Here is a 19,896-nt window from a genome sequence, read left to right as displayed (position 1 = left end):
CGATCCTAGAACAGGGAGACGACGAGATTGACCGTCGTCGCAGTGACCGCCGTTCCGAAATAGAAGGAATAGAAGGCGTGAACGAGTGCGGTCCGCCGAATCTCCGGTGCCGTGAATGAGGTGTCTGACGCCGCGTAGGTCATTCCGAATGTGAAGGCGGTGTACGCGAAATCCGTGTACCGGGGAGCCTCGGGCTGATTGAAGTCGATTCCCCGACCGGTGTCCCCGTCGGCGTGATCCGAGTAGTGCTGAGAGGCATACTGCAGCATGAACAGCAGATGGACGAATGTCCACGTGGCACACACCGCGATCAATCCGAACAGGGACAACAGGATCCGCTCGTCACCGTGAACACGGGTCGAGTCGTAGATCAACAGACCCACGGTCACCGTGGCGGCGATGGTCGCCGCATTGAGCAGGATCGTGTGGACTCTGTGGGGGACACCTCTGGCTCGGGCATGCTCCCGGGAACCGGCGGGGTCGAGTCGTCCGACCGAGCGCCAGACCATCAGGTCCCAGACCGTCGCTGCGGTGGCCCAGCCTATCGCGGGACCACGCCACGCGGAGGTGAGAACCGTCGCTGCGGCGGTGGCCAGGACGAACACCACCGTGAGAACGATGATCCGGTCGGTTGATTCGCGCTGTCCGAGGGAACCCATGTCACGTACATCCATCCTTCCGCGGCCCCGGGAGACGGCCGGCGTGGGGTCTAGTCCTCCACCGCAGTGACGGTGACCTCGATGTTCCCGCTCGTCGCCCGGGAGTACGGGCAGACCGTGTGCGCGGTGTCGGCGAGCTTCTGAGCGGAGTCGAGATCCATTTCCGGGATGTGGACCTCGATCTCGACGGCGAGGGCGAACCCCTCGTCGTCCTTGCCGAGGCTGACCCGTGAGCCGACGGAGGACCCGTCGATGGACGCGCCCTCGTTCCCCGCGACGAGCTGGAGGGCACCGTGGAAGCAGGCGGCGTAGCCGGCGGCGAAGAAGAGCTCCGGGTTCGGGGCGTTCTCCGCACCACCCATCGCCCTCGGAAGAGCGAGATCCGTGTCGACGATTCCGTCGGTGGTGCGGACGTGGCCGTCGCGCCCGCCACCGGTCGCGAGTGCTTCTGCGGTGTAGATGGTCTCCATGTGATGTCTCCTTGTCGGCGATGAACGGAAAGTACTGCCCACCGTAGAGGAATTGCCGTTGACGTGTTCCCGGGCGTGGAAACGGGGTGCCACCCGGGACACTCACCGGATGCGTGGACCGGACGCACCTGCGGCATCCGGGAAGACGCGGTTCAACGACCCGGGGCGCGACGTTTCTGCAGCTTACGGCGGCTCATGAGGAAACCCCCTATTCCCGCGGTCCACACGATGAGCGCCGCCCAGCCCGCAACCTGAAAATCCGACCACACGTAGTCCGGTTCACCACCCGTGTGGGCGATGTCGAGCAGTACCCCGATACCCTGTGTCGCGATCATTCCCCCGGTGAAACCGCCCATGTTCGCCAGCCCCGTACCCGCCGCCAGTACCCGTCGGTCGACATGCTCACGCACCGTGTCAAAGGCGAAGTTCCCTGCCGGGCTGACTAGCGCCATCGTCAGGTTCACCGCCATCAGTGCGATGTATCCGCGTGGTTCGGGGTGGGAGAGGAACCACACCCAGATACCGGAGAGGATCACCGCGGAGGTCAACACGAGATAATCCCGGCTCCGCCCCGCACGTCCGGAGACAAGCCCGGCCAGGGGGCTGGCGAGCATGATGACCACCATGTTGGCCACCAGGGCGGTGCTGACCTGCGACTGGCTCAGACCGAGCCCCAGGGACATCAACGGAACGCCCCAGATGAGCGTGAACACTATCTGGGGGAAGACGCAGGTGAAGTGGGTGAAGAACCCCTGCCAGCAGGCCGGGTGGGTGACGACGCTACGCAGCGCCGCCGCGAGATGCACGGGAGTGTCCGCCTGCACGGTCCGGGTCGGTTCCGGGACATCGCGGATGACGAGGGAGGCCGCGACCGCAACGATCAGACCGGACGCCCCGAGGGAGACGAACGCCGTCGACCAGCCTCTCGAGTACAGGATCGCGGCGAACGGGACCGCGGACAGCACCTGCCCCAGCTGGCCGAGGGCGGAGGTCAGCTGCATCATCAACGGTGCTCTGCGCAGCGGGAACCAATTCGGCAGCATCCGGAGCACTGAGAGAAACGCCGTCGCGTCGCCCGCCCCGATCAACACCCGTGCCGACACCGCGACGGTGAAGGAACCGGTGGACCCGAGGATGATCTGGCCTACGGCCATGATGACGGCCCCGACCACGAGCATCCGCCGCGGCCCGAAGCGATCGACCGCGAGCCCCATCGGAATCTGCGCCAGGGAGTAGACGCCGACCTGCACCGCGGTGAAGACCGCGACCCGGGACGCATCGATCTGGAAATGCTCCAGGGCGGCGACACCGGCGACCCCGAAGGACGTCCGGCCCGTCGTCGCCGTGATGTAGACGGCGACCGCCGCCAACCAGACCACGAGCGCGCGTCTGGTCACCCGGGTCGTCTCATCTCCGCTGCCAGCCATAGGGAAGACAATAGGACGTGGTGCAGTCGATCACTGATCCCGGACAACCCGGGAGGGGGAGTGCCCGGGGGAAACCGGAACTGCTATCCGACCGCGGCGACCGCGGCGATAACGAGGTCCCAGAACCGCCGGTGGTCGAGATCGACCGCGACCCTGGTCGAGCAGCCCTCCGGTACCGGTGCCCGGAAATCGGCGACGGTCATGCCGGCGGTCAATGACCCGTTCAACTCCACGTCGACGGGCGCTGTGCGGGTCGTCATCACCCCGGGGTCGATGAGGTACGCGACCGCGCAGGGGTCGTGCACCGGCGGATCATCGAAGCCCTGGTTATCCCTGTACGCCCGACGGAAGAAGCCGAACAGCCCCAACAGAAAACGGGCCGCGTCGCTGTCGAGAGCCCGGAGTTCCTCCTCGACCTCCGCGGTGGCGAGCGCCTGGTGGGTGAGATCCAGTCCAACCATCGTCACCGGCCAGTCCTCGTTGAACACTATGTGTGCGGCCTCCGGGTCGGTGTGCACGTTGAACTCGGCGACCGCCGTGCAGTTGCCGGTCCTGTAACCACCACCCATCAGGACCACCTCACGGACACGCTCCACGATGCGGGGCTCCTTGCGTACCGCCAGGGCGATGTTGGTCAGTGGCCCGACGGGGACCAGCGTGATCGTTTTCGGTTCGGCGGACATGACCGTGTCGATGATGAAGTCGACGGCGTGCCCGTCCGCGACGTCCCCCGTGATCTCGGGCAGGTCGACCCCGTCGAGACCGGATTCACCGTGGACGTGCGCCGCCACCGCACCCTCGCGGACGAGTGGGCGTCCGCAGCCGGCGTGGACGGGAATCTCCGGATGTCCCGCCACCCGGAGAACGGCGAGTGCATTCCGGGTCACCTTCTCCAGGGTCTGGTTGCCGCCCACCGTCGTCACCCCGACCAGATCAATCTCGGGGTTGCCGACCGCGAGTATCAGCGCCACCGCGTCATCATGCCCCGGATCGCAGTCGAGGATGATCTTCCGTGCCATGGTGTTCCGCCCTGCCTGTCGGTGTTCGACGTCGTCGTGAGTACCCCGGTTCCTTCTCCCGATGGTACGTGGCCCGGATCGCTCAGCGGTCGGAAACCGAGAGGATGCCCCGCTCGTCCTCGGCCCGGGCCGTGACCCGGACCAACTCACCGAGAGGATGGGCCGCAGTCAGATCGAGGGATGCCACGGTGGGCGCGCCGGGCACGTCCGCGAAGACCCGCCACCGCACGCGACCGTTGTCGAGCATCCCGAACGCCACCGCCTGATCGTCGCCGATCTGGGCCAGACAATCGGACAGACGGTCATCGGGAAGCGCCATGGTGACGATGAGTTCACCGTCCCCGGCGGTCGTGGCACCGCGCAGTGCGCGGACCAGATCCCGGTCAGCGGCGAGCGCCTTCGTGAGGCGGGGAACCATGAGGTTCCGCAGATCCAGGTGATCGTCCTCCGGATCGCGGTAGACGCGGACCACCACAGAACCCGAGTCGTCGAGGGGAGTCTCGTCGTGGACCTTGAGAGCCACCTCCGATGGTGCGACACCCCGGGCGGCGGCGGCCGCTGCGGTGGCGTCCCTCAGTGCGGCGGCCCGGTCGTGGGTCTCGGTGGTGAAGTCGAAGTCGATGCCGCGGGTGGCGCATTCTTCCCCGGAAATCCGCTGGGTGACATGCGCTTCGTGGGTGTTCATGTCGTCATCAATCCTTGAACCTGGGGTGTGTGGGTCGGTGCGCCCGTGTCGGGCGCACCCCCAGGATACGGCACCGTAGGTTAGGTGAGGGTGGTGCAGGGGCGCCAGCCCCTCGAATGAAGCGGACCACCGCCGACCGGTCTCTGAATTCGTGGCTGATGAGTCGGGGATGTCTGGCAGCATCAGATGACTGACGGAGACCGGAGATCCGTTTCTCCGCGCGGTGCCACGTGGATCCGGGTGGTGTCATTGTCATGGATGTTCAGGGTCGGCTCGCCGGCGGCAGTGGGACGGGCCTCCGCAATGCACGTCTTCGGAGACATGCGGAATGAACGCAGGCTGAAGTCCGGTTACAACGGTGGCCATCTCCCGGGTCCGATGATCTACCAGGTCGTGCCGGGCACGCCTACCGCGGCACTCATGTCGTCGCGCCTGGAGAAGCGGGGTAACTTCGCCCCTTCCGGGTCGTCATTTTCCAGTTCATCGATGATCGAGACCAGTTCGTCCCCGGCGCCGGCCTGCACCCGGTCGAAGAGCTCCGGGTAGGTGAGCGCCCCGAGTAGTTCGACGATCCGGCTCATACCGTCGGTGCACGCGGAGACCCGCGACACCGATCCAGTCGGGAACGTGCGCACCGTGATCCGCGCGGCGATGTCTTCCGCGGGCGTGAAGTCCGAGATGATCCACCGTCCCCCGCGGGTGTTCCGGGCCGCCCTGTCAGCGGCCAGGGGCGGTCGTGCTGACGTGTACGCCCGGGAAGCAGGCAGGCCTTGGTCCAGTGCCTCTCTGACCCGGGTGAGAGCTGCATCCTCGTGGCCGTCATAGGCGGGGTCGGTGATGATCACCGTGGCGTGCTCCCCGGTCGGCTCGACGACGACCGGGCTGTCGCCGATGACCGCCACCGCGAGGTTCTCCGCGTCCCAGACGGCGAGCGCCAGAGTGGCGGTCACCCCGTGGTTGCCGCACCGCTTCTGCGTGTTCTGCAGGGCCGTCGCGATCTGACCGCGGACATGGCCCGGATCCGACACGCTGGCTGCGAGATCCTCCGCGAAACTAGCCGCGAAATCGGAGACCCGTTCACCGGAGCCATCCGCCGACGAAATGGGGGAGCACCCGTCGATCGCCGCGATCATCCGGTCGGTGGCGATGACGGCATCCTGGTTCCGCGGCTTCCACGAGTGTGTGTAGGTCACCATGCCCGCCAGGCTACCGGTGCCCGGACGCCGTCGAGGACAGTCGGCGCTCACCCGTACTGTCCGAGTCCGGATCCCACGGGAGCCACACTCCCCGTCTCGTCCGGGGCTGGGGCCAGACGCAGAAGGCGGGCCAGAGCACAACTCTCCGGCCCGCATTTCGCCCGCATCATTCCGGAGAGAAGCCGGGGATGTGGGGGATGTGGACTACATGGGTAGCCCCTGACCGGCGGAAACGCAACGGTCAGGGGCCACTCAAATCAGCAGTCGTAGTACATTTCGAATTCCTGCGGGGTGGGACGCAGTCGGACCGGGGTGATCTCGTTGTCGTACTTGAACTTGATGTACGTGTCGATGAGATCCTCGGTGAACACGTCACCCTCGGTGAGGAAGTCGTGGTCGCGCTCCAGCTCCTTCAGGGAGGCCTCGAGTGAGGTCGGTGCCTGCGGGATGCTGGCGGCCTCCTCCGGGGGTAGCTCGTAGAGGTCCTTGTCCACGGGCGCGTGTGGTTCGATGCGGTTCTTGATGCCGTCGAGACCGGCGAGCATCATCGCAGCGAAGCCCAGATAGGGGTTGCCGGACGGGTCCGGTGCGCGGAACTCGATGCGCTTGGCCTTCGGGTTCGAACCGGTGATCGGGATGCGTACGGCGGCGGAACGGTTGCGCTGCGAGTAGACGAGGTTGATCGGCGCCTCGAAGCCCGGCACGAGACGGTGATAGGAGTTCAGCGTCGGGTTTGTGAACGCGAGAACCGCGCCGGCGTGGTGCAGGATACCGCCGATGTAGTAGCGGGCCATGTCCGACAGCCCGGCGTACCCGGACTCGTCGTGGAACAGCGGCTTGCCGTCCTTCCACAGTGACTGGTGGGCGTGCATGCCGGAGCCGTTGTCGCCGGCGATGGGCTTCGGCATGAAGGTGACCGACTTGCCCTGCTGGAACGCGGTGTTCTTGATGATGTACTTGAAACTCTGCAGGTCGTCCGCGGCGTGCAGCAGGGTGTTGAACTTGTAGTTGATCTCCTGCTGGCCGCCGGTGCCGACCTCGTGGTGCGCACGCTCGAGGGAGAACCCGCAGTTCGCCAGGTTCCGGCACATGTCGTCGCGCAGATCCTGTGCGTGATCGTACGGGGCGACGGGGAAGTAGCCGCCCTTCATGCGGTTCTTGTATCCGAGGTTCGGGCTGCCGTCGAGGTTCTCCTCCTCACCGCGGTTCCACCAGCCCTCGACGGAGTCGAGGTGGTAGAAGCCGGAGTTGGTGTCGGTCGCGTAGGAGACCTTGTCGAAGATGTAGAACTCGGCCTCGGCACCGAAGAAGCAGGTGTCGGCGATACCGGTGGAGGTGAGGTACTCCTCCGCCTTGCGGGCGACGTTGCGCGGGTCCCTGGAGAAGGGTTCGCGGGTGAAGGGGTCGTGAACGAAGAACTTCATGTTCAGCGTCTTCGCCTTGCGGAACGGGTCCACCACCGCCGTCGCGAGATCCGGGAGCAGGTTCATGTCGGATTCGTCGATCGTGGTGAAGCCACGGATGGAGGAACCGTCGAATGCGAGCCCCTCCTCGACCGCATCTTCGTCGAACATCGACGCCGGAATGGTGAAGTGCTGTTCAATTCCGGGAACGTCGGTGAATCGGATGTCGACGAACTCGATGTTCTCGTCGGCGATGAACTTGGTGACGTCTTCTGTGGTTTCAAATGCCACGGTGACTCCTAATAGCGGGCCGGTCTCGGGGTGCCGGGTGCATGATCGTCTCGGATGATCTCTGATGTGAACGGAATCCGATGCGGCTGTCGTGGCGCGCGATGGATGACGGTCCCCGTCGGAAACTGTTCACATATACCAACCACTGTACCCAGTATCTGTCGCGCGACCATAACCCACGCCCCGTGCGCAGGGGCACCGCGCGGACGCTAAGTTAGGGGACATGGCACGCGACAAACACAGTTGGCTCGATGGACCGCAGATTCCCGCGGAGAATGAGGACCCACGCGCACCGGCGAAATGGCCCGGTGAGCGACTCGGTCTGCCCGAAAAGGGCTACGGTGCGCTGGCCAGCGTCATGCGCCGTGTCGGCGGGATCGCCCTCGACTGGGTCGTGGCCTCGCTCGCCACCGTGACCGTCACCTCGATGACGGATGCGCTCGGGGGATCCGCCACCGTCAGGCTGCTGATGTTCTTCATCATCAGCGTCATCTCTGTGACGCTGTTCGCCCGCACCCCGGGCCAGGCGATGATGAGGATGGGGGTGGCGCGGATCGACCGTCCCGACCAGCGCGTCGGATTCGTCCGGGCCCTGGTCCGGGCCGTTCTGACCGTATTCATCTTCCCGCCGGTGCTCGTCGACTCCGACGGCCGCGGCCTCCACGACAGGGTGACCGGGACAGCGGTGATTCTCGGCTGACCACGGAGTCCGGAAGATGACAGGAAGGGCGCGTACCCACCCGGGGTACGCGCCCTTCCTGTCACGGGTCGACGACCCGTGACAGGATCACAACAGGGTGAACAGGACAGCCTGGGCGGCGATGATCTTCACCATCATCGACATCGGATACACCGTGGTGTAACCCATTGAGGGCAGCTCGTTCCTGGTCTGGTCGGAGACGTAGCTCAGGATCGCGGGGTGCGTCTGTAGCCCCGCGACGATACCGGCGGCCTGTCCGAACGGTATCCCCATCACACGGTGACCGATGATCAGGGTGAACAGGGAGAGCACGAAGGTCAGGACGGCACCACCGGCGATGATCTTCAGCGTCGCGGGGTCGCCGAGAGCAGCCTTGAATCCGGCCCCCGCTGTGGTGCCGATGCCGGCGAGGAACAGTGTGATCCCGAACTGCCGCAGCGCGAGGTTCGCGCCGTAGGGGACCTGCCAGACGATCCTTCCGGTGCGGCCGAGAGCTCCGAGCGTCAGCGCCACGACGAGCGGGCCGCCTGCGCTGCCGAGGCGGAGCGTGATGCCACCGGGTAGCGGCAGGGGGATCATGCCGACGAGGACACCGATCGCCATCCCGGCGAGCAGCGGGAGGAGGTTGATGTCGGAGAGCCGCTTGTAGGAGTCACCGAACAGCCGGGTCGCCTGGTCGATCCGGTCATGGGTGCTCACGACCCGGACGCGGTCACCGAGCTGGAGCACCGTGTCCGGGGTGGCGACCATGTCGACGTCACCCCGACGCACGCGGGTGACCAGTATTCCGGGCATACGGGAATTCAGCTTTGACAGGGGGATGCCGACCATTGAACTGGTGGAGACGAAGATTCGGCGGTAATCGAGGCGTTCATCGTGGGTCGGATCTCCCGGGAGGAGCTCACCTATCTCGGCGGCGGCCCGTTCGATCTCCTCGGCCGTTCCCACGATCGAGAGGATGTCCCCGGGTTCCACCGTGTCACCGGGTTCGGGGAGGAAGAGCTTGCCGTTGTGCTCGATCCGGGAGACGATGATCTGGAGGTGCAGACCGTTCCGGAGATTGACGACCTCGGCGAGATCGTCCCGCTCGACGCGGATCCGGCGGGTGATGAGCTTCTGTGGGGCGACCCCGGCCTTCCGTGCCTCGGCGTCGTGGTCTATCTTCCACACCTTGCCCAGGATCGCGACCGACACGATCACCCCGAGAACACCGATGGGGTAGGCGAGCGAGTAGGCGACGACGGGGAGTTCGACGACCTCGGCCAACCGGGCGGGATCATTGACCAGTCCCGGGATGGCGTCGACGACGGCGGCCATGGCGGGCGTGTTGGTCATCGCTCCGGTGAACATGCCGGCTCCGGAGGCGCCGCCGATCCCCAGCAGCGGGATGATGACGAGTGCCGTCAGCGTGGCCAGCAGGATCGCGCCGGCACCGAGGAGGTTGTGGCGGACACCGGTGGTGCGCAGCGAGCGGAAGAACCCGGGGCCCGCCTCGAGTCCGATCGTGTACACGAACAGGGAGAGCCCGATGATGAAGACGATCGGAGGGAGCTGGATCTCGGGCTCGGCGGTGGAGAACCCGATGCCGACGAAGAGGACTGCGGCGACACCGAGACTGAATCCGCCGATCCGGAGCCGGCCGATGACCAGACCGATCGACATGATGACGAGGAGGGCCAGGAGCTGATTGTCGACGAGTAGTTGCACATCTCCATGATCCCGCCGGTCACGCCCGGTTTGCAAACGGGTTCACTAGGGGAATCATCACATTAAGGTGCAGGTGGGCGGACATAATGGAGATACCCGGAAAACAGAGATCTCCTGGGGTTGTGCCCGAGGGGGTCCGATCGGGCGCATTCAGACAATGGCGATCGGCCACCTGTTGGTCCTGTCTCCTGAAAGAGGGCGGTTTCCGGTGTGTCGTGGGAACGGTGCAGAAATCCGGGAAACGAAAAGCCCTCCCGGGAGGAGTCCGGGAGGGGGCAGCTACGTTGAGGTGCTACTTCTTCTTGCGGTCGGCGGCGCGACGGGCACGTCGGTTGAGACCCGACATGGAACCGCCCTTCGGGATGGGCCCCTTCGGCAGACCCGGAGTGCCCTGCTGCGTGTCCATCGCCTCCAGGCGGGCGTACAGCGAGTGGACCTCGTCCTTCTTGATGTTTCTCGGGAGCCGGACCATGGCCCGCTGCAGTTTCGCCACCGGGACCTCGTCCTCGCCGTCGCCGACGTAGATCTCGTACACCGGGTACTGGCTGGCGATGCGCTGGAGCCGGCGGCGCTGCTGTGCCATCAGCGGCTTCAACCGGCGTTGCTCGCCTTCGCCGACCAGGACGATGCCGCAGACGCCGACGACGCGGTGCACGGCGTCCATCTGTGTCGTGGCGGCGACGGCGGTGTGGGTCTTCCACACCATTCCGACACCGCTCCGCAGGTTCTCCAGCGCCCAACCGGCGGCTCCCGGCTGTCCCTCGGCGCGGGTGTAGACCGACTTCTGCAGTCGGTTGGTGAAGATCCACAGGGCGGCGAGGACGCCGAAGATGAGCCCGATGGGCAGCATGAACCACTCGCCACCCCAGAGCAGCCCGATGAGGAAGCCGACGAGGCCGAGTCCGAGAATGGCCAGCAGGACCAGCGGCAGGAACTTCTTGTCCTGCTTCCGCAGCATGTTGAACGCCTGCCACAGTTGGGCGCGCGTCTCCTTGCGTCGGGCGCGCTTCGCGGCTTTCTCTTCCTTCATCGCGGCCTTCGCGGCCGCCTTCTTCTCGTCTGCCATGGCCTCAACAATAGGCGATGCCGGCCGAAACCCGACCACCGGCCCCGTGGCCCGTCGGGGCCTGCGTTCAGCAGCCGGTGCGCTGGAAGGGGGCGAAGCTCTGTACGGGGGTGTCCTGCGAGGCACCGTACTTGCCGAGGAGACTGGACGCCTCCTGCGCGGTGGTGCCCTCCGTCGTCTCCTTGAGATGCGCGAGATTCTCCGGCAGTTCCTCACCCCGGGCCTCGATGGTCTGGGCGTACAGCCGTCCGGCCCGGTACGAGGACCGGACGAGGGGGCCGGACATGACCCCGGTGAAGCCCATCTCCTTGGCGGCCTCCGCGTGCTCCAGGAATTCCTCCGGCTTCACCCATCGGGCGATCGGGTGGTACATCGGTCCGGGGCGGAGGTACTGGGTGATGGTGAGGATGTCGCAGCCCGCGTCGTGCAGGTCGTGCATCGCCTGCGTGATCTCCTCGTAGGTTTCCCCCATCCCGAGGATCAGGTTCGACTTGGTCACCAGGCCGAAGTCGCGGGCCTGCCGGATGACGTCCAGGGAACGGTCGTAACGGAACGCGGGGCGGATGCGCTTGAAGATCCTGGGGACCGTCTCCACGTTGTGGGCGAACACCTCTGGCCGGGCCTCGAAGACCTCCTGGAGCAGATCCGGTTTGCCGGAGAAGTCCGGGGTGAGGTTCTCGACACCGGTGTTCGGGTTGAGCTCATGGATCTTGCGCACGACCTCCGCGTACAGCCAGGCGCCCTCATCGGCGAGATCGTCACGGGTGACACCGGTGATGGTCGCGTAGTTGAGTTTCATCTCCCGGATGGACTCCGCGACGCGCCGCGGCTCGTCTTTGTCGAGGGGGTCGGGTTTGCCGGACGAGATCTGGCAGAAGTCACACCTGCGGGAACACTGCGAACCACCGATGAGGAACGTGGCCTCGCGGGATTCCCAGCACTCGTGCAGGTTCGGGCAACCTGCCTCCTGGCACACGGTGTGGAGGGAGGCACCCGCGACCCGCTTCTTCATGTCCTTGAATTCGGGACCGGTTTTCGCGGTGGTGCGGATCCACCGGGGTTTGGTCTCGATCGGGGTCTGCGCGTTGCGGGCCTCGACCCTGAGCAGCTTTCGTCCTTCTGGTGCGACAGTCACGGCCCCCACCCTACCCGGGGGAGTGGACACGGTGAAAAGTCCCGTCAGCGCTCCGATGGTCCGGATGTCGCATTCGGGCTACACGCCGGGGCGCAGGGGTCCGGAGCGCTCCCCAGCGAATGGTCCGCGACGGTGAGTCGGCCGGAAAAGGCGTCGTCCAGTGCCCCAGCCAGCGGGGAGATCATCTCCTCCGGGGTCACCTCTCTCCCGAGCTCCGCTGTGAGTGTGGTGACGCCCGCATCGGATATGCCGCAGGGGACGATGTGCTCGTAGTACTCGAGCGTGTTGCAGCAGTTGAGGGCGAGCCCGTGCATCGTCACCCCGCGTGTCACGCGGACACCCAACGCGGCCACCTTCCGGTCCGGGAGATGGCCGGTCGCGGGTAGCCAGACCCCCGACCGGCCGTCGATCCGCCCCGCCTCCGCCAGTCCGGCCTGCCGGATGACCTGGATCAACGCCTCCTCGACGCGGCGGACGTAGTCGACGACATCGATCGGTTCGGCGAGTTTGATGATCGGGTAGCAGATGAGCTGTCCCGGGCCGTGCCACGTGATCCGTCCACCTCGGTCCACGTCGACGCAGGGGATCCCGTTCGTCGGGCGGTCCGATGGTTGGGTCCGCTTTCCCGCCGTGTAGATCGACGGATGGGTCAGCATCAACAGTTGGTCGGGGACGTCACCGGCGGCCCGCGCCGCGGCGATCTCGGCCTGCTCGTGCCACATCCGCAGGTACTCCACCTCCCCGAGCTCCCTGGTGAGGAGCGGGACTCCGCAATCTCGGATCGGTGCATCGGCCGGGGTGAATGGGGGGCGTGGTGCGGTCATAGTGGATTCAACAGTACAACTGCGCCGGGGTGCCCGGGTCAGGGGCGGGGAGGTGTTGCCGCCGTCGTGCGCTGTCGGGAGCAGTACGGCCCGAAGGCGGCCACCAGAGTCTCCCAGATGGTGTCGGCGACTGTGGAATCCGGGTAGCGGCCGTCCGTCTCCATGCTGGCGATACCGTGTGCGGAGGACCAGAGTGTGATTGCGACGAGTTCCGTGTCCGCGATCGAGGTGACCGGGGTGCCCGCCCATTTCTGCATGTCCGCGAGGAGCTGGCGCCAGGGGTCCGAACGGAGGGTCAGGCAATGGGTGGTTCCGGTTGCCACCAGGCGGTAGAGCTCGGGTTGTTCGGTCGCCACCCGCCGGAACGCGGCCATGAGGTCTGACAGGTGAAACTGCCCGTCGTCGTCGCGCGTCGCCCAGAGGACGTTGCCGATGATCTCGACGGCGTCAATCGTGAGCATCGCCCGGAGCTCGTCCTTGTTCGCGGTGTGCTTGTAGAGTGACGGTGCCTTGATCCCGATTCGCTCCGCCAGACCCCGCATGGTCAGGGATTCCCACCCCTCGGATTCCGTCATCTCTCGGGCGGTCGCGATGATCTGCTCGGCTCGAGCGGTGCGGGAGGGGAGCGTGGGGGCGAGGATATTCACGGAGCTAAATGTATCACCGTTGAGGTATTCGGGATGCAGAATAGAAGCCCTGTCCGATAGTTTTGTCGGGATTTTGCCGGAGAGATTCGGGTGTTGAAAGTGACGGGAAAGTCTGTGACCGTACCTTTTGTCCGGCTGGGACGACGCTGAGACTAGCCTAAAATGGGGGTGTGACGGGGTCGTGAATGGCCACCGCCCCACGGTGCTGAAGCGCACTGTGGGGCGGTGAGGATGGGTCGGACTAGAGCTCCAGATCCTCCATGAAGTTGCCGGTCTCCAGGCGGTCCCGGACCGTCGTCATGAAGCGACCGGCGTCCGCGCCGTCAATGACCTGGTGGTCGTACGTCATCGGGAGGAACACCATCTGCCGGACGGCGATCGCGTCAACCCCCTCATCCGTGACGACGACCGGGCGCTTGACGATCGCACCGGTTCCGACCATCGCGGCCTGCGGCGGAACGAGGATCGGGGTATCCGTCAGTGCGCCCTCGGAGCCGATGTTCGTGATCGTGAACGTGCCACCGGTGAGGTCGCTCGGCTTGAGCTTGTTGTCCCGGGCGCGCTCGGCCAGGTCCACGATCGCCTTGGCCAGCTCGGGCAGCGACATGTCCTGGGCCTTGTGGATGACCGGGGAGAGCAGCCCGCGCGGCGTATCCACGGCGATACCGAGGTTCACGTCCCCGTGGTAGGTCATCTCCTTGGTCTCGGCGTTGTAGCTCGCGTTGACGTTCGGGTGCGAGACCAGTGCCTCGACCATCGCCTTCGCGAAGAACGGGAGGTAGGTGAGGTTGATGCCGTGCGCCGACTGGAACGCGGCCTTGTTCGCCTTGCGCAGCTCTGCGACACGGGACATGTCCACCTCGTGCACCTGCGTCAGCTGGGCCGCCGAGTGCAGGGACTCGAGGGTCTTCTTCGCGGTGATCTCGCGGATCCGGTTGACGCGCTGGGTGGTGCCACGCAGCTTCGCCTTCTCCGGATCGACGGACTTGGTCGAGACCCGGGAAGCCTTCTCCCGGGGAGCACCGGAATCACCGGACCCGCCTTCCGCGGCAGCCAGAACATCCTGCTTGCGGATACGGCCACCGACACCGGTGCCCTCGACGGAGTTGAGATCCACGCCGTGCTTGTCCGCGAGCTTCCGCACCAGCGGGGTCACGTAGGGAACGGACTCGTTGCCGGAGGACTTCTTCTCCTGCTTGGGCTCCGGCTTCTTCTCCGCGGCCTTCTCCTGCTTGGGCTCCGGCTTCTTCTCCGCGGCCTTCTCCTGCTTCGGCTCGTCCTTCTTGGCGGACGGCTCGGCGGAGCCGTCGCCGATGCGGACGATGACCTCACCGACGTCGACGGTGTCGTCTTCTTCGGCGAGGATCTCGATGATGGTGCCCGCGACGGGGGAGGGGACCTCGGTGTCGACCTTGTCGGTGGAGACCTCGAGGAGTGCCTCGTCGACCTCGACGGTGTCGCCGACGGACTTCAGCCAACGGGTGATGGTGCCTTCGGTGACGGACTCGCCGAGTTCGGGCATCTCCACATCGGTGGACTCGCCGGAACCGGAGTCGTTGTCCGCGGCCTCCTCGACGGTGTCGTCCTCATCCTTGGACTCGGATGCCTCGATCTCCTCCTCGGAGGGAACCTCGTCATCCGAACCGGACTCATCCTGATCATCCGAATCACCGGATGCGGCGGAGCCGTCGCCGATGCGGACGATGACCTCACCGACGTCGACGGTGTCGTCTTCTTCGGCGAGGATCTCGATGATGGTGCCCGCGACGGGGGAGGGGACCTCGGTGTCGACCTTGTCGGTGGAGACCTCGAGGAGTGCCTCGTCGACCTCGACGGTGTCGCCGACGGACTTCAGCCAACGGGTGATGGTGCCTTCGGTGACGGACTCGCCGAGTTCGGGCATCTCCACATCGGTGGACTCGCCGGAACCGCCGCTCTTACCCGAGCCGGAGGTGGAGTTCTTCTCCGCATCCTTCCCGGACTCATCGGAGGACTCGGAGTCGGAATCATCCGCGTCGTCTGCGGAATCGCCGATCTCGGCGATCACCGCGCCAACATCCACGGTGTCATCCTCTTCCGCCAGGATCTTGGTCAGGACGCCGGAGGCCGGGGCCGGGATCTCGGTGTCGACCTTGTCTGTGGAGACCTCCAACAACGGCTCATCGGTTTCGACCGTGTTACCGACTTCTTTGAGCCAGCGGGTGATTGTGCCCTCGGTGACGGATTCACCAAGCTCGGGCATCTCTACAGAGAACGCCATTGTGTCAGACTCCTCAAAAAACGTCGTGTCGGGTAAAGCTCTTAGTAACTTGAGAGTACCGGTTCGACCCGTCAGGTGTGGCCTCCGGGCCGCAGAGAATCGGTTTTTCCCCCTACAATCGTTGATTGTGTTCAACATATTCGGTCGCAGCAAGTCAAAACCGGGGCTGAAGCCTCCGAGGGCCCCCGGGGACACGATCCGGGAGGATGATCTCGCGGACCTCCTGAAATGGGTCGGCGGAAGAACCCTGATCGAGGGGTTCGTGGAGCCCGAGACCGTGGTGAACGAGATGTCGGTGGTCCTCGTGGACGGGGACGGAGACTTCATCCGCCGGAGCATCGGCGGTCCCAACGGCATCGACGTGGTCGCGAAACGGCTGGGCATCCCGATCTACGACGTCGAGGAGACGGGCTATCCCCAACGGATGCGTGAGCGAATCGAACGTGAGCGGCTGCTGCGGAAACGACGCGAGCAGCAGGAGCGCAGAGCAAGGTTCGAACGGGGGGAGAACCCGCACACCTGAGTCTGACGGACCGCGCGACCGCTCCACGCGCCGACTTCAGGGGCCCGACCACGCCGTGGTCGGGCCCCTGAAGTTCTGCCGGTCAGTGCTCCCGTTCCGGGGCAGCGGACTATTCGCCCGCGATACCGCTGAGCGCATCGATGATCGTCCGGACGGGAACACCCGTCGCACGCTTCGGTGTGCAACCCCAGATCCCGTCGGTGTTGAACGCCGGACCGGCGACATCGATGTGCGCCCACTCCACGCCCTCGGTGACGAAGGTGCTGAGGTAGTGCGCGGCGCCGAGCATCCCGCCGTTCCGGGAGGGGTTGACGTTCCGGAGATCGGCCACGGTGGATTCCATGCCTTCGGCCACATCCTCCGGGATCGGCATCGCCCAGGCGTCCTCGCCCACCGCGCGACCGTGCGAGGCGACCCGGTCCCGGAACTCCGGGGAGCCCATGACCCCGGCGGTGCGGGCACCGAGAGCGACCAGCTGTGCGCCGGTGAGGGTCGCGGTCTCGATGAGGTAATCCGGGTCATCCTCGCAGGCGCGGGCGATGGCATCCGCGAGAATGAGACGGCCCTCCGCATCCGTGTTGAGGATTTCGGAGGTAGTGCCACCGTAGTGGGTGATCACGTCGCCGGGGCGGTAGGAACCGCCACCGGGCATGTTCTCCGCCAGTGGGACGGTGGCAGTCACATTCACCCGCAGATTCAGGCGGGCGGCGGCGATCACGGAGGCGATGACCGCCGCTGATCCGCCCATGTCGGAGATCATGTGGTCCATGTTCGAGGACGGCTTGATGGAGATACCACCGGTGTCGAAGGTGATTCCCTTGCCCACCAGTGCCACAGACTTCGAGGCTTTCCGGGTGGACCAGGTCAGCCGCAGCAGACGCGGCTTCCGGCTCGAGCCCTGGCCGACCGCCATGATGCCGCCGTATCCGTCCTTCAGCAGACGTTTGTCATCGAGGATCTCGACCTTGACGCCGTGCTCCCTGGCCTCCTTCGCGGCGATCTCCGCGTAGGACTCCGGATAGAGGTGCGAGGAGGGGGTATTGACGAGGTCGCGGGCGAGGATGACCGCTTCAGCGGTGATCTGTGCGGCGACGAACTCCTTCTTGTCGCCACCGAGGAACACCACCTCGCCGACGGTCCGCTTTCGCTCGGGCACCTCATCGGTCTTCAACCCCCGGTAGTCGTAGGCGCCGAGAGCTGTCCCCTCGACCGCGGCACGCAGACCGAAGACACCGATGGTCGTCGCCACGCGGTTGAATCCCCGGAGGCTTCGGGCGGCGACACCCGCGGCCCGGCGGAGGCGATCGTCGCTCAGGTCGTCCGGATCGCCGAGACCGACGGCAACGACGGTGCCGACACCCGTGGCCTTGAGTCCCGGGACCCTGGTGATCTCCTCCTTCGCGCCGGTGGCGCCGACGGCGGCGAGCTGCTGCCACACGGCGATCTCGACCTCATCGTCGAACAGGCCGGTGGCCGCGAGCTCAAGTCCCTCCTCGCCCTCGAAGACGGCGACGAGCAGTGCGTCGGTGCCGTCGGAGATCTTCTTCGCGAGGCTGAGGACAGGGGTGCTGCCCCTGGCGGGAAGCGTGAAAGTGGCACTCACAGTGATGTTCCTCCAGAGATAACTCGGTAGTACCTGAACGCCCGGATGCACCGGAACACAGGTTTCCGGTGCCGCTAGGGCTCGGGGACAAGCCTAGCCCGACCGGGACCGGGGTGCCCGGCGGGGAAGGCGCAGGAACGGGGCGGAACACCGCAGGACCCCGGATAACGGAGGTGTAACCTTGGGGCCATGAGTTCCCTGACATTCGAAGTGACCCCGACCGATACCCCGACCAGTGCCGAACGACGTGCCGAGATCCTCGCGGATCCCGGATTCGGCCGCTACTTCACCGACCACATGGTCACCATCGAGTGGACCGCGGACAAGGGCTGGCATGACGCCCGGGTCCGGCCCTACGGCCCCCTGACCCTCGATCCCTCGACCTCGGTGCTGCACTACGGTCAGGCGATCTTCGAGGGGCTCAAGGCCTACCGGCACGCGGACGGATCGATCCGTACCTTCCGCCCCGACGCCAATGGCGAGCGCATGCAGCAGTCCGCCGCCCGGATGGCCATGCCGGAGCTTCCCGTCGACGTGTTCATCGAGTCCATCCGCCAGCTGGTCGACATCGACCGTGACTGGGTTCCCGCCGCCGGGAGCGAGGAGGCCCTCTATCTCCGCCCGTTCATGATCGCGACCGAGAGCACCCTCGGCGTGCATCCCTCGACCAGCTACACCTATGCGGTCATCGCCTCGCCCGCCGGCGCGTACTTCAGCGGCGGCGTCAATCCCGTCTCCGTGTGGCTCTGCGAGGACTTCGTCCGCGCCTGCCCCGGTGGCACCGGCGCGGCGAAGTTCGCCGGCAACTACGCAGCCTCTCTGAAGGCCCAGGCGCAGGCCGCGGAGAAGGGCTGCGACCAGGTCGTCTGGCTCGATGCCATCGAACACTCCTACGTGGAGGAGATGGGGGGCATGAACCTCTTCTTCGTCTACGGTGACGGCGACCCCGACACCGCGCCCGGTGAGGTGACCGTCGCGACCCCGGCGCTCTCCGGGTCGCTGCTCCCCGGTGTCACCCGCCGGTCCCTGCTGCAGGTCGCCGAGGACCAGGGTTTCCGGACCGAGGAGTTCCGGATCTCCACGGATCAGTGGCGCGAAGATGCGGCCTCCGGCAAGCTCAAGGAGGTCTTCGCCTGCGGCACCGCCGCCGTGATCACCCCGGTCGGGCACGTCAAGAGCCGGCACGGGGACTTCGACATCGCCGACGGCGGTTCCGGTGACATCACGATGAAACTCCGCGGGATCCTCACCGGGATTCAGAAGGGTGAGATCGAGGACACCCACGGCTGGCTGCACACCCTCGTCGACTAGAGGCGCGGCGTTCGGGCGACAGGGTTCCGGGCGCACACCGTTCCTCCGCACGGGGAACGGTGTGCGCCCCTCTGTTTTGCGAACGGTGCCACCGGAAGCCGCAACGTCCGGGCGTCACAGGGCCGGTACGGACCGGACGGTGATCAGCGCCGTCAGTGCACACACCGCCGTCGCCATCTCGATCAGTGCGCCCATGCAGTCTCCATTGAGCCCTCCGAGTCTGCGGTCGAGGTGCCGGGCGATCAGCAGCGCGAATCCCACACCACCGGCCCCACCGGCGGCTACGCCGACCGTGACGGACACCGCGATGGAACCGGACAGGAGAAGCGCTGCGGTACCGCCGGTGGCGGCGGTGATCGCCAGCCACCAGAAGCCGACCCAGCGAAGTGGAACCGTCCCGATGATCATCGTGCCGAAGCCACCCGTCGAGAACGGGCGGAACAGCCGGCTGCACCCGATCATCGCCGACATCCTGGCCAGCGCCGGCGCCACCCCGACGACCAGGATTCCGACGGTCGTGGACGGCGACGCGAGGAGATCTGAGAGCGTGGCGACCTGGATCCCCAAAGTGAGGAGGACGGCGCCCATCCCGAGCGCACCCGTGTAGCGGTCCGCGATGATCTCCCTGGCCCTCTCCGGTGCGGCGTAGGAGCCCAGGGCGTCGCCGACATCCGCGAGGCCGTCGATGTGCATCATCCGCGTCAGCAACTCCCAGGAGACTACGCAGAGCACGGCCGTGAGTAGCGGGCTGAAGCCCAGGAACACGGCCACCGATGCGATGGCGGCTGCTACGGCCCCCAGGAACAGGCCTGGAACCGGGATCGCCGCCATGGCGCGACGACCGGTGGTGCGGTCGAACACGGTCGCCCCTGTGACCGGGAGGACGGTCAGCCAGCTCAGTGCGGTGGACAGACCCTCGCGGAACGCCGGACCGTGTTCCCCGGTCGTCTCGACGGCTTTACCGGACAAC

The 19,896-nt window shown here is 66.0% G+C and carries 18 protein-coding genes; 3 read left to right on the top strand and 15 right to left on the bottom strand.

Annotated features, from left to right (window positions below):
- Positions 1-5: 5 nt before the first annotated feature.
- The 7 genes from KRX55_RS00620 to glnA form a co-directional block, all read right to left on the bottom strand.
- Positions 6-659, bottom strand: coding sequence for a DUF1345 domain-containing protein (locus KRX55_RS00620; protein ID WP_198738339.1), 654 nt, complete (start codon positions 657-659; stop codon positions 6-8).
- Positions 660-709: 50 nt separating this feature from the next.
- On the bottom strand, positions 710-1,129 hold the full coding sequence (locus KRX55_RS00615) for an organic hydroperoxide resistance protein (protein ID WP_218405943.1): 420 nt from the start codon (positions 1,127-1,129) through the stop codon (positions 710-712).
- Between the two features lie 152 nt (positions 1,130-1,281).
- A complete protein-coding gene (locus KRX55_RS00610; protein WP_218405942.1) occupies positions 1,282-2,556 on the bottom strand; it encodes an MFS transporter in 1,275 nt (424 codons plus the stop codon).
- Between the two features lie 83 nt (positions 2,557-2,639).
- Entirely contained in the window at positions 2,640-3,575 is a 936-nt protein-coding gene (gene uriH, locus KRX55_RS00605; RefSeq protein ID WP_218405941.1) for a uridine-preferring nucleoside hydrolase UriH, read from the bottom strand.
- 82 nt (positions 3,576-3,657) lie between these two features.
- Positions 3,658-4,260 carry a hypothetical protein gene (locus tag KRX55_RS00600; protein WP_218405940.1) on the bottom strand — a complete coding sequence of 201 codons (603 nt, stop codon included), beginning with the start codon at positions 4,258-4,260 and terminating at the stop codon, positions 3,658-3,660.
- Between the two features lie 383 nt (positions 4,261-4,643).
- On the bottom strand, positions 4,644-5,456 hold the full coding sequence (locus tag KRX55_RS00595; protein ID WP_218405939.1) for a hypothetical protein: 813 nt from the start codon (positions 5,454-5,456) through the stop codon (positions 4,644-4,646).
- A gap of 257 nt (positions 5,457-5,713) precedes the next feature.
- Entirely contained in the window at positions 5,714-7,150 is a 1,437-nt protein-coding gene (gene glnA, locus KRX55_RS00590; RefSeq protein ID WP_198738332.1) for a type I glutamate--ammonia ligase, read from the bottom strand.
- A gap of 223 nt (positions 7,151-7,373) precedes the next feature.
- Here glnA and KRX55_RS00585 point away from each other — a divergent pair, with 223 nt between their 5' ends.
- Entirely contained in the window at positions 7,374-7,850 is a 477-nt protein-coding gene (locus KRX55_RS00585; protein ID WP_218405938.1) for an RDD family protein, read from the top strand.
- An 87-nt stretch (positions 7,851-7,937) separates the two neighbouring features.
- Here the strand turns inward: KRX55_RS00585 and KRX55_RS00580 are convergent, their stop codons facing one another.
- The 6 genes from KRX55_RS00580 to sucB form a co-directional block, all read right to left on the bottom strand.
- On the bottom strand, positions 7,938-9,557 hold the full coding sequence (locus tag KRX55_RS00580; protein ID WP_218405937.1) for an aspartate:alanine exchanger family transporter: 1,620 nt from the start codon (positions 9,555-9,557) through the stop codon (positions 7,938-7,940).
- Positions 9,558-9,849: 292 nt separating this feature from the next.
- The gene (locus KRX55_RS00575) at positions 9,850-10,623 is read right to left on the bottom strand and encodes a DUF4191 domain-containing protein (RefSeq protein ID WP_218405936.1); all 774 of its coding nucleotides are present in this window, start codon (positions 10,621-10,623) and stop codon (positions 9,850-9,852) included.
- 67 nt (positions 10,624-10,690) lie between these two features.
- Entirely contained in the window at positions 10,691-11,758 is a 1,068-nt protein-coding gene (lipA, locus tag KRX55_RS00570) for a lipoyl synthase (protein ID WP_198738328.1), read from the bottom strand.
- A 44-nt stretch (positions 11,759-11,802) separates the two neighbouring features.
- Positions 11,803-12,582 carry a lipoyl(octanoyl) transferase LipB gene (gene lipB / locus KRX55_RS00565; protein WP_218405935.1) on the bottom strand — a complete coding sequence of 260 codons (780 nt, stop codon included), beginning with the start codon at positions 12,580-12,582 and terminating at the stop codon, positions 11,803-11,805.
- A gap of 38 nt (positions 12,583-12,620) precedes the next feature.
- Positions 12,621-13,229: a TetR/AcrR family transcriptional regulator gene (locus KRX55_RS00560; RefSeq protein WP_218405934.1), complete on the bottom strand. Its 609-nt coding sequence runs from the start codon at positions 13,227-13,229 to the stop codon at positions 12,621-12,623.
- Positions 13,230-13,470: 241 nt separating this feature from the next.
- The gene (gene sucB, locus KRX55_RS00555; RefSeq protein ID WP_218405933.1) at positions 13,471-15,489 is read right to left on the bottom strand and encodes a 2-oxoglutarate dehydrogenase, E2 component, dihydrolipoamide succinyltransferase; all 2,019 of its coding nucleotides are present in this window, start codon (positions 15,487-15,489) and stop codon (positions 13,471-13,473) included.
- Positions 15,490-15,616: 127 nt separating this feature from the next.
- Here sucB and KRX55_RS00550 point away from each other — a divergent pair, with 127 nt between their 5' ends.
- Positions 15,617-16,012: an oxidoreductase gene (locus KRX55_RS00550; protein WP_218405932.1), complete on the top strand. Its 396-nt coding sequence runs from the start codon at positions 15,617-15,619 to the stop codon at positions 16,010-16,012.
- Positions 16,013-16,121: 109 nt separating this feature from the next.
- On the opposite strand, the gene KRX55_RS00545 is transcribed toward KRX55_RS00550, so the two are convergent.
- Complete coding sequence (locus KRX55_RS00545) at positions 16,122-17,615, bottom strand: leucyl aminopeptidase (RefSeq protein ID WP_218405931.1); 1,494 nt, start codon at positions 17,613-17,615, stop codon at positions 16,122-16,124.
- 189 nt (positions 17,616-17,804) lie between these two features.
- Here KRX55_RS00545 and KRX55_RS00540 point away from each other — a divergent pair, with 189 nt between their 5' ends.
- Complete coding sequence (locus tag KRX55_RS00540; protein WP_218405930.1) at positions 17,805-18,926, top strand: branched-chain amino acid aminotransferase; 1,122 nt, start codon at positions 17,805-17,807, stop codon at positions 18,924-18,926.
- Between the two features lie 114 nt (positions 18,927-19,040).
- Here KRX55_RS00540 and KRX55_RS00535 read toward each other — a convergent pair whose 3' ends face one another.
- Entirely contained in the window at positions 19,041-19,895 is an 855-nt protein-coding gene (locus KRX55_RS00535; RefSeq protein ID WP_218405929.1) for an adenosylcobinamide-GDP ribazoletransferase, read from the bottom strand.
- Between the last annotated feature and the right edge of the window lies 1 nt (position 19,896).

Source organism: Corynebacterium sp. TAE3-ERU16 (genome assembly GCF_019209935.1).
Lineage (GTDB): Bacteria > Actinomycetota > Actinomycetes > Mycobacteriales > Mycobacteriaceae > Corynebacterium > Corynebacterium antarcticum.
Note: the sequence above shows the minus strand (reverse complement) of the source record. Positions and strands in the feature narration are given on the sequence as shown.